General features: G+C 34.8%; 16 protein-coding genes, 1 pseudogene and 1 riboswitch. Of the genes and pseudogenes, 2 read left to right on the plus strand and 15 right to left on the minus strand.

All coding sequences use genetic code 11. The features are described 5' to 3' along the window. The 9 genes and pseudogenes from MHH71_RS08815 to MHH71_RS08855 form a co-directional block, all read right to left on the minus strand. Positions 1-1,299 carry a Glu/Leu/Phe/Val family dehydrogenase gene (locus tag MHH71_RS08815; RefSeq protein WP_006094111.1) on the minus strand — a complete coding sequence of 433 codons (1,299 nt, stop codon included), beginning with the start codon at positions 1,297-1,299 and terminating at the stop codon, positions 1-3. A gap of 223 nt (positions 1,300-1,522) precedes the next feature. Continuing rightward, positions 1,523-2,872: an APC family permease gene (locus MHH71_RS08820; protein ID WP_003196101.1), complete on the minus strand. Its 1,350-nt coding sequence runs from the start codon at positions 2,870-2,872 to the stop codon at positions 1,523-1,525. A gap of 415 nt (positions 2,873-3,287) precedes the next feature. Then, positions 3,288-4,256, minus strand: a complete 969-nt coding sequence (gene nrdF / locus MHH71_RS08825; RefSeq protein ID WP_003196100.1) for a class 1b ribonucleoside-diphosphate reductase subunit beta — start codon at positions 4,254-4,256, stop codon at positions 3,288-3,290. 181 nt (positions 4,257-4,437) lie between these two features. Then, positions 4,438-5,826 (minus strand): ribonucleoside-diphosphate reductase subunit alpha, encoded by a 1,389-nt coding sequence (locus tag MHH71_RS08830; RefSeq protein ID WP_003196099.1) that lies wholly within the window; start codon positions 5,824-5,826, stop codon positions 4,438-4,440. 17 nt (positions 5,827-5,843) lie between these two features. After that, a complete protein-coding gene (locus MHH71_RS08835; protein WP_006094110.1) occupies positions 5,844-6,635 on the minus strand; it encodes an HNH endonuclease in 792 nt (263 codons plus the stop codon). Between the two features lie 240 nt (positions 6,636-6,875). Next, a pseudogene (locus MHH71_RS08840) lies at positions 6,876-7,574 on the minus strand (ribonucleotide reductase N-terminal alpha domain-containing protein); the annotation flags it as partial. After that, complete coding sequence (gene nrdI, locus MHH71_RS08845; protein ID WP_006094109.1) at positions 7,561-7,920, minus strand: class Ib ribonucleoside-diphosphate reductase assembly flavoprotein NrdI; 360 nt, start codon at positions 7,918-7,920, stop codon at positions 7,561-7,563. The gene nrdI and the pseudogene MHH71_RS08840, both read right to left, overlap by 14 nt. A gap of 545 nt (positions 7,921-8,465) precedes the next feature. Then, positions 8,466-8,777, minus strand: a complete 312-nt coding sequence (locus MHH71_RS08850; protein WP_006094108.1) for a hypothetical protein — start codon at positions 8,775-8,777, stop codon at positions 8,466-8,468. A 24-nt stretch (positions 8,778-8,801) separates the two neighbouring features. Next, a complete protein-coding gene (locus tag MHH71_RS08855) occupies positions 8,802-8,996 on the minus strand; it encodes a hypothetical protein (RefSeq protein WP_003196093.1) in 195 nt (64 codons plus the stop codon). Positions 8,997-9,213: 217 nt separating this feature from the next. Between MHH71_RS08855 and MHH71_RS08860 the strand changes: the two genes are divergently transcribed. Beyond that, entirely contained in the window at positions 9,214-9,792 is a 579-nt protein-coding gene (locus tag MHH71_RS08860) for a GNAT family N-acetyltransferase (RefSeq protein WP_006094107.1), read from the plus strand. Between the two features lie 36 nt (positions 9,793-9,828). Here the strand turns inward: MHH71_RS08860 and MHH71_RS08865 are convergent, their stop codons facing one another. Together MHH71_RS08865 and MHH71_RS08870 are read right to left on the minus strand one after the other, a co-directional pair. Continuing rightward, positions 9,829-10,431, minus strand: coding sequence for a histidine phosphatase family protein (locus MHH71_RS08865; protein ID WP_018764170.1), 603 nt, complete (start codon positions 10,429-10,431; stop codon positions 9,829-9,831). A gap of 94 nt (positions 10,432-10,525) precedes the next feature. Beyond that, positions 10,526-10,684 carry a hypothetical protein gene (locus tag MHH71_RS08870; RefSeq protein WP_003196090.1) on the minus strand — a complete coding sequence of 53 codons (159 nt, stop codon included), beginning with the start codon at positions 10,682-10,684 and terminating at the stop codon, positions 10,526-10,528. Positions 10,685-10,916: 232 nt separating this feature from the next. Between MHH71_RS08870 and MHH71_RS08875 the strand changes: the two genes are divergently transcribed. Then, positions 10,917-11,102, plus strand: coding sequence for a YkvS family protein (locus tag MHH71_RS08875; RefSeq protein WP_003196089.1), 186 nt, complete (start codon positions 10,917-10,919; stop codon positions 11,100-11,102). A 48-nt stretch (positions 11,103-11,150) separates the two neighbouring features. On the opposite strand, the gene queF is transcribed toward MHH71_RS08875, so the two are convergent. The 4 genes from queF to queC are packed head-to-tail and all read right to left on the minus strand — an operon-like array spanning position 11,151 to position 13,542. Then, complete coding sequence (queF, locus tag MHH71_RS08880; protein WP_003196088.1) at positions 11,151-11,648, minus strand: preQ(1) synthase; 498 nt, start codon at positions 11,646-11,648, stop codon at positions 11,151-11,153. Between the two features lie 28 nt (positions 11,649-11,676). Next, positions 11,677-12,393, minus strand: coding sequence for a 7-carboxy-7-deazaguanine synthase QueE (queE, locus tag MHH71_RS08885; RefSeq protein WP_018764168.1), 717 nt, complete (start codon positions 12,391-12,393; stop codon positions 11,677-11,679). Beyond that, positions 12,386-12,880 (minus strand): 6-carboxytetrahydropterin synthase QueD, encoded by a 495-nt coding sequence (gene queD, locus MHH71_RS08890; RefSeq protein WP_003196086.1) that lies wholly within the window; start codon positions 12,878-12,880, stop codon positions 12,386-12,388. Before queD ends, queE begins: the two co-directional genes overlap by 8 nt. Continuing rightward, positions 12,880-13,542, minus strand: a complete 663-nt coding sequence (queC, locus tag MHH71_RS08895; protein ID WP_018764167.1) for a 7-cyano-7-deazaguanine synthase QueC — start codon at positions 13,540-13,542, stop codon at positions 12,880-12,882. Before queC ends, queD begins: the two co-directional genes overlap by 1 nt. Positions 13,543-13,635: 93 nt before the next feature. Then, positions 13,636-13,679: riboswitch (PreQ1 riboswitch) on the minus strand. Positions 13,680-13,749: the final 70 nt, after the last annotated feature.

Genomic DNA, 13,749 nt, shown 5'->3' on the forward strand with positions numbered 1-13,749 from the left:
TTAAAAATGCAACCATCCTCTTAGACGCGACGCTTCTACAATTTTACGAACCCCTTCTATATAAGCAGCAATTTTCATATTTACCCCAAACCGTTTTGAAGTGTTAAATACATCAGAAAAGCTAGATGTAATTTTTTCTTTTAAACATTGGTCTACATATTGCTCTGTCCAATAATATCCTTGGTTATTTTGGCACCACTCAAAATAAGAAACAATAACACCTCCAGAGTTCGCTAAAATATCCGGAACAACTAAAACATCTTTCTCTTCTAATATTGTTATCGCCTCTTTCGTTGTCGGACCATTTGCAGCCTCAATGATAATCTTACACCCAAGTCTTTCTGCATTATGTTTCGTAATTACTCCTCCAATTGCTGCTGGAATGAGTACATCACATTCTTTTTCTAGCAACTCTTGGTTAGAGATTGTTTTACTAAAGAGGTTCGATACAACACCAAAAGAATCTCGATTCTCTAATAAATAAGGAACATCTAGACCGTCTGAGTTATAAATGCCACCTAAAGCATCAGATACTCCTACTACTTTCACACCAATATCATATAAATATTTTGCCAAATGACTTCCAACGTTTCCAAACCCTTGAATGATTACCCGCATATTTTGAATTGGAATATGTTTTAATTCACTCACTAATTGGAGCGTGTATAATACCCCTTTAGAAGTAGCTGTTTCTCGTCCTTGTGATCCTCCTAGCATTAACGGCTTTCCAGTAATAAAACCAGGAGAATCAAATTCCCTAATATGATCATACTCATCCAGCATCCAAGCCATAATCTGAGCATTTGTATACATATCAGGAGCTGGAATATCTTTAGTAGGTCCAACAATTTGGCTCACTGCTCTTACATAGCCACGGCTAAGTAACTCTAATTCTCTAAAGCTCATCTTCTGCGGATCACAAATAATTCCGCCCTTTGCTCCTCCATATGGAAGTCCTGTAACTCCGCATTTTAAGCTCATCCATCCGGCCAACGCTTTTACTTCCTCTGCTGTAACATCTGGATGAAACCTGATACCACCTTTTGTTGGCCCTGCTGCATCATTATGCTGAGCACGATATCCTTGAAATACCTTTGTTGTTCCATCATCCATTCGAACAGGAATACTTACTTCTAAAAAACGCATCGGCTTCTTAAGAAACTCGAATACTTCCTCTGGATAATGCAAAACATGGAGTGCTTCTTTTAATATGGCTTGAAATTCCTCTAAAGCATTTTCCGACTCAACTTTTTCTTGAATAGATTGTATTACATCCTCTTTTTCTGATTGAATTGCCACGATAACACCTCATTTATTTATTTATTTTTACTAGTTTTATAAAGCAATAATCGTGCCAACTGGAAATATAATGTTTATATTATCGTTTCAACCTCAACTCTTTCTCTTATTTACAAAATGTCTCACGTTCTTTATGAATAGTTGAATGATTTATGTATTATTGCATACTTGTAGCCTCTACAAAATAAAAAACACCGGATAAATCCCGATGTTTTTTATTATTTTACATTTCCTGCACTTCTTCAAAGTGCATTTGCGGAGGTGCTGAACGAAACATGTTCGTAATATATAAAAGATAACCGATTCCAATGGCAGCCCAGCTAAGTCCAAGAATAAGCGAATGAATATTGAGGTTAAACCATAATACAGCCACTGTACCTGCACCTAAAATAGGCATAACTAAGAAATTTAAAAAATCTTTTGTTGTTTTATATCTTTTTTGCTTTATAACATAGTAGGCAATTACAGATAAATTAACAAATGTAAATGCAATAAGCGCTCCGAAGTTAATAAGAGATGCTGCTGTTTCTAAATCAATAAACATAGCAGAGAGCGCAATAATTCCCACAAAAATAATGTTATATACTGGAGTTCGCAAGCGAGGATGAATGTATCCAAATATCTTCTGCGGAATTACATTATCTCGCCCCATTACGTATAATAATCGCGATACACTTGTATGAGAAGCTAAGCCTGATGCTATTGTTCCCATAAATGTTCCTACTAAAAAGAAAGTTTGAAATAATTTTCCTCCGACGTATAATGCAATTTCTGGAGCTGCTGATTCTTGATCTTTAAATACGGATGCATCTGGAAAAAAGGATTGTGTAAAGTACGTAGTGACAATGAATAAAATTCCGCCAATTAAAGCAGTAAGAAAAATAGCTCGAGGAATCGTCTTCTTTGCGTTTGGTGTTTCTTCTGAAAATGTAGTTACTGCATCAAAACCTAAAAATGAAAAACAAAGAATTGTTGCCCCTGCAACTAACGGTGATATTTGTATATCTGATTGAAAAAACGGCTGAATGGAAAAGACTTCTCCAGTTCCTTCTCCTGCTATCAATCCTTTTATAACGAGAACTACAAACACAACCATTACTAGCACTTGAAATGTTACTAAGAACGTGTTGAAATTGGCAGTAACATTTACACTAATAATATTGATAAGTGTAATAAGTAGAACAAAACCAATGACCCATGCCCAATCTGGAACACTTGGAAAAAGTGCCGACATATAAATTCTTGTTAATAGTGCATTCACCATTGGTAAAAACAAATAATCCAATAATGCTGACCATCCAACAAGAAACCCAAGCCTTGCACTAATTGTCTTTTGTGTATAAGTGTAAGCAGATCCCGCAGTAGGAAAAACCTTTACCATTTTTCCGTAGCTTGCAGCTGTAAATAACATCCCTGCTAATGCAATAAGATAAGCTCCAGGAACATGCCCACCCGTTTTTTCAGAAACGATTCCAAATGTATCAAACCCTACCATTGGTGTCATATACCCAACGCCTAGCATAACAATTGACCAAAGTCCTAATGAACGCTTTAACCCAACTCCTTTTCCCACCTATCATTCCTCCTACTTTCTCTATCTAATTTTCATGTACAGATTGATAACTAAACAGAAAACGCTTTCAATGAACCGTATATGTCATATAATGCATTACAAAACCCCTTTCTTTATTTTTTAAATATTCATGCAATTTTTGAGCCAAAATTGTCTTTGTTAAAAAATTTACTAAACAGCCATATTTTTTTATGCTCCAATGAAATTACAGGTGGGATTATTTTTCTAATTGCTTCGTTAATTTTCTATTCATTTTGACATAACTTATTCAATCTCTCATACCAATAAATACAAATGAAGTGAAACTTTAATCAGTCGGCGAATAAAAACTTATCATGAGATAATAACATTATGTAAACTATTCATAACAAAAAAGCTGCCTTTATATGAAAGACAGCTTTTTCAATCTTATCTATTAAAAATCGAATACGAAATCATCGTCTGATAACTTTTCAACATTTGTTGCTTTTACATAACCATTCCCTTTTACAGAGAAGAAATCATGGTTTTTCGTATCTGTACGTAAACCGTTTAATACGATTGGGTTAATTTCTTCTTCCTCAAAGCGTGGTTCTAATCCTAAGTTCATAAGCCCTTTATTCGCATTGTAACGAACAAAGCGATTTACATCTTCAACAAGACCAATGGATGTATAAATTTCTTCTGTATATGCCATTTCAATTTCATACAGTTCCATCAATAACTCTTGTGTTTCTTTTTGCACCTCTTGTTGTTCTTCTGCAGAAAATTCCGCAAAGATTTGCTGTGCTAAAATACCAACGAATACGCCGTGAATTGACTCGTCACGAATTATTAAGTTAATAATTTCACCACTCGCTGTTAATTTTCCTTGTCCTGCTAAGTAAAGCGGATAGAAAAATCCGCTATAGAACAAGTAACTTTCTAAAAATACACTTGCTACCATAGCCATGTATAATTCTTTTTTCGTTACTTGTGGCTTCAATAAACGACGATAGTAACCTGTAATAATACCTGCTTTTTTCTCAAGCAATGGATGGCTATCTACCCATTCAAAGATCTCATCAATTTCTTCTTCCGTTGCGAGTGTCGTAAAGATATGACTGTAACTCTTCGCATGTACTTCTTCCATAGCACCCATGAAAGCTAATACACTTTTCGCTTGCAAATTCTCAAGATGAACAAGTACAAGTGGCATCCCTTCGCCGCCTTGCTTTGTATCTAAAAGTGTTAAACCACCTAATACACGCTTATACACAATTTGCTCTTCTTTTGATAATTGCACCCAAGTATTTTTGTCAGAAGATACCGCAATTTCTTCTTCTGTCCAAAACTGAGCGATGTTTTGCTTCCAAAACATTAAACTAAAATCGTCTTCTTTTTTGTTCCAGTTTACCGCGCGCATTGAATCGCCCCTTCTCTATCAATAAGCTTTTCTAATATGCGGTAAAGCTTTCAGTTTGTAATGAAAACTTAACCGCATGTTAGACGTCTTAAATTTTATAACTAAGCATGAGCAGGGTCAGAAAAACCCTGCTCATGATGTCTTACTCTTTATTTTGTATATCAATCAATTATAGTTTGCATCAAACTGTACAAGCAACGCACTCTTCCACGCTTAACTTACGTGTTCTTGTATAATACAAACTCTTTAGACCTTTTTTATGTGCATAGATGTAATAACGTGCTAATTCACGCGTAGAAATATCGCTATTTACATAAAGAATTGTACTAATTCCTTGGTCAATATGCTCTTGAATTTCTGCGATTAAATCAATTAGTTTAAACTGATTCATATCGTAAGAAGATTTATAATACCAGAACGTATCTTTTGATAAATACGGCATTGGGTAATATGTTGTCGCATTTGCATACGTTCTTGACTCAATTTGACTTACGATCGGCATTACGCTTGAAGTTGCATTTTGCACGTAACTGATCGATTGTGTCGGAGCGATAGCCAATCTATATGAGTTGTATAAACCGTGCTTCTGTACTTCCTCTTTTAGACTTGTCCAATCTTCTTTTGTTGGAATATAGATTCCTTCAAATAACTGCTGTACTTTATCAGTTACAGGACTATAGTCTGTTGTTTCATACTTTTCAAAGTATGAGCCATTTGCATAATCCGACTTATCGAAGTCTTTAAATGTTTCGCCCTTTTCTTTCGCAATACCCATACTCTTTTCAATGGAGTAGTAATTTAACATCATAAAGAATGTACGAACAAATTCTTTCGCTTCTGCACTTTCATAAGCAATTTTATTTTTCGCTAAATATCCATGTAAGTTCATAGCACCAAGTCCAACTGAATGAAGCTCATCATTTGCTTTTTTCACAGTCGGCGCGTTTGGAATAACAGTCATATCAGAAACAGCTGTTAATGCTTCCATTCCTGCATGAACTGCTTCACGAATTTCTTTATTCTCCATTACGTTTACAATGTTTAATGATCCTAAGTTACAGTTAATATCACGGCGGATAATGTCATCTGTACCATAGTCATTAATTTCAGATGTTTCTTGTAACTGGAAGATTTCCGTACAAAGGTTTGACATCTTCACAGTTCCAATATCCTTTAACGGATGTTGTTTGTTCGCATTTGATTTAAACATTAAGTATGGATAACCAGACTCAAGCTGAATCATAGCAATTTTAATGAGCATATCACGTGCACTAATATCAAGTGGCTTCTTCTTCACATTCGGATTACTCATCAGTTCATCATACATTTCATCAATATCTATATCATCTAAATGTTTTCCGTACTCTTTATATACTGTATAAGGTGCGAAAACATGGAATGGTTCGTTTTTCTCTGCAAGCTCAAAGAACTTACTCGGAACGATAATACCGATTGATAGGGACTGAATACGGCTCTTCTCGTCGGCATTTATTTTTTTTGTATCGAGGAATTCTATAATATCCCAATGGAAAATGTTTAAATATACTGCTCCGGCACCTTTTCTTTGCATATTGTTACTCCATACCTTTAAAACGTATGGGGGATAGTCATTTCTGCTATCCTCTCTATATCGCTATAGAGTTCAGACCATATCTTCTTCTCACCAAATTCTTTGTTTAACCACTCATCGTATGTTTGATGTACATGAATATGACATAAATCACAAAGTGGCAATAAATTCATTATAAGGTTTGCTTGATTAAAGCTTTCAAAAAAACGGAATGGAATAATGTGATGTAATCTTAGTGTATTTATATCATATTTTTCTAAACACCTTTGACAACGAAAATCATAAAACTCAAACATATACTCTCGCATCCTGGACCAGTTTTTCCCATACTTGTTCGTTGTGCCGTAATTCAGCTCCACAAAAAATTTATTATTACAACTTTTTGAACAAAAAACTTTTGAATCTCTAACAGTATATGCTGGCCTAGAAAAAGGGTTTTCACAGTAAGAACATATTAAATTTACAAGCTGACTTCTATTCAATGTCCACCTACACTCATGCGAACATGTTTTTGTTACACTTTTATCAGAATAAAATTCACTCGCACATATAACACAAACTAATTTATATCTTTTAGTTTGACATTTCTTACTACAAAACTTTTGATTTATCCTTTTTCCTACAAATGATTTTCCACATCCAAAACATATTAAATTATAGTTTGTATTAATAAGTGCAAGCTTCTTCCGACACTCTAATATTCCACACGTTTTGGATCGTTCCATCTCTCTTTTATTATTCTGATTAACCTCATATTTACTTTTACAAATAGGACATATTTTTGTTATAAAGCTCTTTTTTCTCCCCATAACTGGATACACCCTTTGAATTCGGTTGGTTTGAGAAGCCAGGTTCGAGCTATATAGTCACCTACATAGCCACTTGGTCGTTGAACCTTCTCCCTATCTAATAGACTTAGGAGCTCGGCTGCTGATTTCCTGCAATCTTGGATTTTTAGGGGGCGCTACGTAATTTCTTCGTAGTATCCTACCTAGATATACTCAGGCGTTCCAGCAATTGACCCGGTTTTATAGTTGAGCCATAAGTTAACCCAACTGATTCGCATATGAAAACGAATCTTCAAGCAATTTCATAACTGGTACAACACCGCTTGCTGCGTTATCAATACCTTTAATTTGCTCACCGCGTGCGCGTAGCTTAGAAAGGTTTAAAGCGACTCCGCCACCAATTTTTGATAGCTGCATCGCCGTATTAATATTAAATCCAATCGAATTTAAGCTATCATCCATCTCTAACAAGAAACAAGACACCATTTCTCCTCTTCTGCTTCTTCCTGCATTCAAAAAGGTTGGTGTCGCTGGTTGGTAGTTTTGTTTTACAATCATGCTTGCAAATTGTTTTGCTTTATTAACATCACCGCGTCCTAAGTATAATGACACAATTGATACACGATCTTCGTAGCTTTCTAAGTATTGTTTTTGATTATTTGTTTTTAATGCATAATCCTTATAAAACTTAGATGCCGCCATATAAGATTGGAACTCGAAGTTTTCACCGTATGCAACGTTGTATACTTCCTCTACTTCCTCCAACTTATACTCGTCCAGAACGTTGTAATAGTAATCGTGCTTGTTCATATACTCGATTCGCTCTGCCACGCTATCAAAATGAACGGTATTCGCTCTCGCTTCTTCCATAAAGACTTCTAATGCTTCTTTATCTTTATGAAGCTGGTAGAAACCGTCTTGCATTTGCGTGATTTCATTATTCAGTTCAATGTGTCGCAATCTCCCGCACCCTTTCTTTAAAATATTCTACATCTTTATTTGTTCCAGATAACTCAAATTTTGATACAATAGGTACTTCGTATCTGGATGAGATTTTATCTGCACTTGCTCCGAACATATCTCCCCAGTTGCGATTGCCACTTGCAGATACGCCTTTTAAATTTGCATTATTGCGTTCTAAAAATTCTAAAACACGTTCCGGCACATTTCCAAAACCTGTTGTATACGTAATAAGAACAAAATCTTCGTCTAATACTAGATCGTCATTAATTTGAACGGCCGGCATATTTAATTTGTGGATGAAACGCTTCACGTTTCCTGTCATAGAATCATATGCAACTAACATTTCCGACCCTCCCCTTCTTTCTTTAATATCTAGATGTCGTTTCATGATTTCTCTATATATTGTATTACGTTTCAAAACAAGACACAAGATATATGTATAAATTCTTTCTTTTTTTAACTTTTACTTTTCGACATGACAAGTCCTTTTTTTCAATACAAAGACTATGAAACAACATTCTAAAACTCATGTCAATAAAGTGCTTTTCGAAAAAGTTGTCAACGAATTTAATCATATTTACAAAAATGTTATCAATATGTTTTGTCAAAAAACAGTAAATGCTGGAGAAATATATTTCTCCAGCATCACATAAAAAAGAACAGAATTTACGAGATAATCTGTTCGAAACCGGTTACACATTATTCAGATCACACAAGTAAGGAATTCTCTCTCTTGTGGATTAAACATTTATTAAATCGAGTACATATACTTTCTTTTTTGTTACACAATAAAACATATTATTGTAATGAAAAGGACAATTATTATGGCACACCAATTTATTCGTTAGTGTGATGAGAATTTTAAAAAGACTGTACACAAAGCACCGCTCATTCGCAATGTTCAATACGTAAAATATCCTTTATAAATAAATGATGAAAATTTTCGTCTTTATCTTGCATTGTAAATACTGGCGCTTCTTCATCAAAATATACAACCATTCCCTCTACATATTGATTCATAAGCTGAAATTTCACAGTTGCTCGAATGTGAATTTCTTGCTCATATGCTACTTTCAATTTTTCTATAACTTCTTCTGTACGTTTCTCAGGAAACATAACCATTCCTACGAATCGTTTTCCTGTACCATCTTTCCACATGTAGTCCCAGTGCGGTAAAATACCTTGTTTAAATTCTCCCATAATTCTCCTCTCCTTTTCCTTCTATTAAGAACGCGGTGTTTCTATATATGTATAAATAATTTTCCCGCCGTGCTGTGCATTCCCACTGAAATGTTTAAAATCTTCTCGATTTACTACAACCTCACGAAACGTATAAAATACATCCTTAGTTACAATATACTCTTCTATCTCTCCATTTTTCAGTTGATCTAAAATTGTATTTGCTAATTGTTTATCCATGTATTTCACCTCTCTGCAATATTTTATCCTATCTTTCACAAGTCGACAATGTTAAATTTCTTACATTCACAGCAAGTATCATATACTACCATAACGGTTCATCTATACTGAATCAATTGGATATTCAAGCTTATCCTATAAAATTCAAGAAATTGATGAATAACTGGTTGAAACTTTATTTTATGTTACAATAAGAATGACAACTAGGAGGGATAATATGATTCGGAAAGCAAAAAAGACAGATGCGAAGGCAATATCTCCTTTATTGTATAACGCTCTGCATGAAATTGCTGAAAAAATCACAGGTGGGAGAACAGGAACAGAAGTCTTGACAGGGCTTGAAACTTGGTTTTCAAAAAAAGAAAATCGACTTAGCTACGAGAACTGTTTCGTTGAAGAACAAGATGGACAAGCAATTGGAATCATCGTAGCCTATCATGGCAGCCATGCAAAACAACTAGATACTCCCATTGTAAAACACTTACGAAAAATCCATCAAGATTCATCTATTACGCTAGAAAAAGAAGCTGAGCTCGATGAATATTATATTGACACATTATCCGTTTCAAACACATATGGCGGACGAGGGATCGGCTCAAGATTGATTAAAGCAGCAGAAAATGATGCCTATGAAAAAGGCTATGAGAAAATCGCATTACTTGTAAATTTAGAAAACAAGCGAGCTTTCTCTTTATATAAAAAACTTGGCTACCAAGAGGATAAAACGGTTATGCTTGTTGGAGAGCCATATGCTCATTTAGTGAAACCACTATATAAAAAAGCTTTCGTTTCTTAAAAAAAGCACACGATTCTTTATTGTAATCGTGTGCCTTTATGTTAAATTGGTATTCAATATATTTCCATTCATTGCTTCATGAAATGTATATTCTGTACAACTCCATGGCTTCCCATGAAAAATAGGCGGACCAGACCATCCTCTAGCACGTAGCTCAGCCCCAATCATCGTATTAAAATAACTATGCCCTATGAGCGCAATTTGCCCATGTACTAACGCATATCCGACTAATGTATCAGCTGCTTGCTTCGCTCTTCCTTGTACTTCACGATAAGACTCAACACCTTTAGAATATCCAATCATCCATAATGTACGCCCAATAAATGTCCATACTTCCGGTTTGCACTTCACCCATTTCGGAACAAAGAAACTAGATGGTACTTCTGCCTCTCGAAAAAGGGAGCTTTGTATAAAAGAAAGAGAATTTGTTAATTCTGCTGCTGACTGTACCGTACGTTTTTGATCACTCGTTACAATAAGCTTCGCAGATTCGATTACTTCAACCGTCTCAATTGGTATGTCCATACTTTTTTCCATACCGTCTAAATCGTACCGCTCCATCCATTTGTGGAACGATGATACTGTCATTGATTCTGTAACATTGTTCAAGCGACCGTGACGAATAAAAGAAATTCGCATCTTCTCCACTCTCCATTCACCGCTCATCACCTATATTATTATGCACTTTTTCTTATTATCATCATACCATGGAGAAAGAGAAAGTCATACTTCCTTACATATCCGCACCGCTCTCATGAGTGACAGAAGCATGCATACCATCTAATCCATCAAAATATGTATCTGTTTCATGGATACGAATTATTTTTAATTGTTTATATGAAAATAAGAATAAAAGGATCATTATAAAACTTCCAACAATTTTAAACAACATTTTTACCGCCCCCAGTTTATTATACCCCTATATACTGATATAAGCACTTTTTTATCAATTCCCTCTCCTAAAATAGAAAAATACTTTATACATTTCTTATGAAAAATGACTATTTTTTGAAATTTTATCATGGAAACATTTACAAACAGGGGAATATAGTTCAAAATAAAGGGAAATAAAAAAGAACAACATTGTTCTTTTTTTGGTAAAACTGTAACAAGGAGAGTTGCTTATGAAAACCGCAGAAACTGGAGATATTATCGAATTTAAAGGTGGAATGCAAGGCCGTGTTCAAAAAGTAAATAAAAACTCCGTTATTGTCGATATAACAATCATGGAGAATTTTAGAGAACTAGATATGGAACCTCTTACAGTTGTAAATCACAAAAACTATACAGTTATCAATCAACATGCGTAATATAATAGAAAAAAAAGGATCTGCATGTATCATACAGATCCTTTTTCATTAACGATTATCGATTGTTTCAGGATATAAATCGTGATTCATCATGCGATATTCTGCCATTTTTTCATATTTTGTACCAGGACGACCATAGTTACAATATGGATCAATCGAGATACCACCACGTGGTGTGAATTTCCCCCACACTTCAATATAACGTGGATCCATTAATTTGATTAAATCATTCATAATGACATTCATACAATCTTCATGAAAATCTCCATGGTTACGGAAACTAAATAAATACAATTTTAATGATTTACTCTCTACCATTTTTTGCTCTGGAATATAACTAATATAGATCGTTGCAAAATCTGGTTGTCCTGTTTTTGGACATAAGCTTGTAAATTCAGGACAGTTGAACTTTACAAAATAATCACGGTTTGGATGATTATTATCAAATGTCTCTAAAATTTTTGGGCTATATTCAAATAAATATTTTGTATTTTGGTTTCCAAGTAACGTTACATCTTTTAAATCTTCATCTAATCTTCCTGCCATTTTTCATACATCCCTTCAATTCGATTCCTTATACGCCTCGTTTATTTCCCCACACTAACGCGTGAAGCTGAGGTAATACTTTTGCGTCATTCATTTCTTTGCAATGAACAGCTTTTTCAATGAGCCATTCATATTTTTGTAGTAAATTCCTAATAAGAATTGCATCATCCACTGTTTTCGTATCATCATTTCCAACTTGTAAGAAAAACGGTACATGCGGATAACGCTCATGCACTTTTATCGCATATTCAAAATCGTGATCATCAAATACAACGACTTTTAAGCTAAAATCTTTTCCTGCTAATCTTTCAATAACAGAATCCAGCATAATAAAATCAGTTTTCATCTGTGAGCTTGGGGGCTTTGGCGAAATTGTTATTTCGTCAATATGAAGCAACCATTCCTGCCATTTACTTCCTTGCGTCTCAATGGCGGTGCGAATTTGTTTTTCTTGTAATAAAGACAGAAAATCATCTATATTTTTCAACAACACTGGATTCCCACCTGAAATCGTTACATGTGAAAAATTTTCTCCACCAATTTCTACAAGCTCACTCCATATCTCTTCGGGAGTCATTTGCCGAATTTGTTCTTTCGCTGATCCATCCCATGTAAAGGACGAATCGCACCACGCGCAACTATAGTCACAACCTGCTGTACGAATGAACATCGTCTTTTGTCCAACAACCATTCCTTCACCTTGAATGGTCGGCCCAAAAATTTCCAGAACAGGAATTTTACTCACCGATCATCCACTCCCGTCTTACTTCTGCATAACTTGTTGGTGTTTCAAATAGACGAACAAATTCAACCCGTGCTCCTTTATATTCATTTGCACGGTCTTCTTTTGTAAGTGCCTCTGCCATCTTCTCATATATCCAAACGACCATATTTTCAGCTGTCGTATTCATCGCTGGTAATGTTTCATTTAAATAACGATGATCCAAATAAATTTCTATTTCATTTTTCCAAATTTCTTTTATATCTCCAAAGTCAATAGCAAGTCCAATCTCATTTACATATCCACTAATTCCAAAAACAACTTTGTATGTGTGACCATGTAAATTTTTACATTTCCCCTCATAACAGTGCAAATGATGCGCTGCATCAAATGTAAATTCCTTACTTACCATCACTCGTTTATTATGATATTTCAGTTGTTCACGTTGAATGTCCTTGTCCACTTTTTGTAAATTTTCTACAATGCGAAATCCAAAAAAATTCTGTTCCATTATGCGTTCGCTCCTTCGCGTTCTTGTAAATACGTATCTAAACCTGCTTTACGAAGTTTACAAGCTGGACATTCACCGCAGCCATCACCGATTATTCCGTTATAACATGTTAATGTTTTTTCTCTAACAAACTCAAATGCGCCAAGTTCGTCTGACAATTTCCATGTTTCTGCTTTATCAATCCACATAAGTGGTGTATGAATAACAAATGGATAATCCATAGATAAATTTAAAGTAACGTTTAACGATTTCACAAATACATCACGACAATCAGGGTAACCGCTAAAATCTGTTTCACATACGCCCGTTACAATATGACGTGCTCCAACTTGTTTTGCTAGCACAGCTGCAAATGATAAGAATAGTAAATTTCGTCCATCTACAAATGTTGATGGCAATTCACCTTCTTCATGTGTAATCTCCATATCCGTTCTCGTTAACGCATTTGGAGCAAGTTGATTTAATAGGCTCATGTCAAGTACTGTATGTTTAATTCCTAACTCTTTCGCAATATCAGCTGCACAGTCGATTTCTAACTTATGACGTTGATTATAATTAAATGTCACAGCTTCAACTTCTGCGAACTGCTGCATTGCCCAAAATAAACATGTTGTACTATCCTGGCCACCACTAAAAACGACAACTGCTTTTTCTTTTTTCATCTCACTCATTCTCCTTCTCTACTACGAATAAGAAGAAAGAACGTTCTTGAACTGTCACAATAAAAAAACAAAACAATACCTAAGGATATTGTTGTTTCCATAGTTTTTTATAGAGGGAGTTCGCGAACCTCTCCCATGTTATACATGGAATTTCTTCTTTCATTAACAACACATATTGTAACATACTGCACATATCCAGAAAAACAT

This window comes from Bacillus sp. FSL H8-0534 (assembly GCF_038005885.1).
Lineage (GTDB): Bacteria > Bacillota > Bacilli > Bacillales > Bacillaceae_G > Bacillus_A > Bacillus_A pseudomycoides.